General features: G+C 66.5%; 2 protein-coding genes. Both read left to right on the top strand.

Translation table 11 applies throughout. The annotated features are described in order from the left end of the window. A partial coding sequence (locus G7A99_RS20595) for a phenol hydroxylase subunit (protein WP_163143736.1) occupies positions 1 to 185 on the top strand: 185 nt, incomplete at its 5' end. 37 nt (positions 186 to 222) lie between these two features. Then, a partial coding sequence (locus G7A99_RS20590; RefSeq protein WP_163143734.1) for an aromatic/alkene monooxygenase hydroxylase subunit beta occupies positions 223 to 1,092 on the top strand: 870 nt, incomplete at its 3' end.

The following is a 1,092-nucleotide window of genomic DNA, read 5'->3' as shown; positions in this document are numbered from 1 at the left end:
GGCGCGCCGACGGGTTCGTAGAGTTCGACTTCTCCTTCGGCGACGCGGATCTCTACATCGAGATGATCCTGCCGGAGCGGGCCTTCGAGGAGTTCTGCGCCCACAACAACGCGGCGCGGATCTCCGAGGAGCAGGCCGCGCGCTGGGAGGCGGAACGGGAGAAGTGGCGCGAGGGCGGACTCTAGCGCCCGGACGTAACGGTCAGCGAATCAGGAGGAGAGCATGGCGATCGAGATCAAGACCGCATCCATCGAACCCATCCGGCACACGTTCTCCAACGTGGCCCGACGCCAGGGGGCGGACAAGCCCGCCTCGCGCTACCTGGAGGCGATGTACGACCTCCAGCCCACGGTGAACTTCCACTACCGGCCCCTCTGGGACCCGGACCACGAGCTCTACGACACGGGCCGTACCGCCATCGACATGGCGGACTGGTACGCCTTCCGCGATCCGCGGCAGTTCTACTACGGCACCTGGACGATCACCCGCTCCAAGCAGCAGGACGTCGCCGAGCGCAACTACGCCTTCGTGGACAAGCGCAATCTCCTCGATCTGGTCGGTGCCGGAACCCGGGAGCGCGCGGAGGCGGTGTTCGTGCCCCTGCGTCACGCGGAGTACGCGGCGAACCTCAACAACATGTACATCTGCGCCTACGGCTACGGCACTGCCATCACCCAGGCGGCGAGCTTCAATGCCGTGGATCGGCTGGGCATCGCCCAGTACCTCTCCCGCATCGGGCTGATGCTCGACGGCAACACCTGCGAGTCCCTGGACCGGGGCAAACAGGCCTGGCTCGAGGCGGAGACCTGGCAGCCGCTGCGCCGGCTCACCGAGGACCTGATGGTCACCCGGGACTGGTTCGAGCTGTTCGTGGCGCAGAACTTCGCCCTGGACGGGCTCTCGTTCCCGCTGGTCTACGAGCGCATCGACGGCGAGCTGCAGAAGGACGCCGGCTCGACGATCTCCATGCTCAACGAGTTCATGAACGAGTGGTACGGCGAGACCAGCCGCTGGGTGGACTCGGTGCTCAAGACCGCCGCCGCCGAGTCCGATGCCAACAAGGCGCAGATCGAGCAGTGGGCCCGGCACTGG

The organism is Arhodomonas sp. KWT (genome assembly GCF_010993615.1).
Note: the sequence above shows the minus strand (reverse complement) of the source record. Positions and strands in the feature narration are given on the sequence as shown.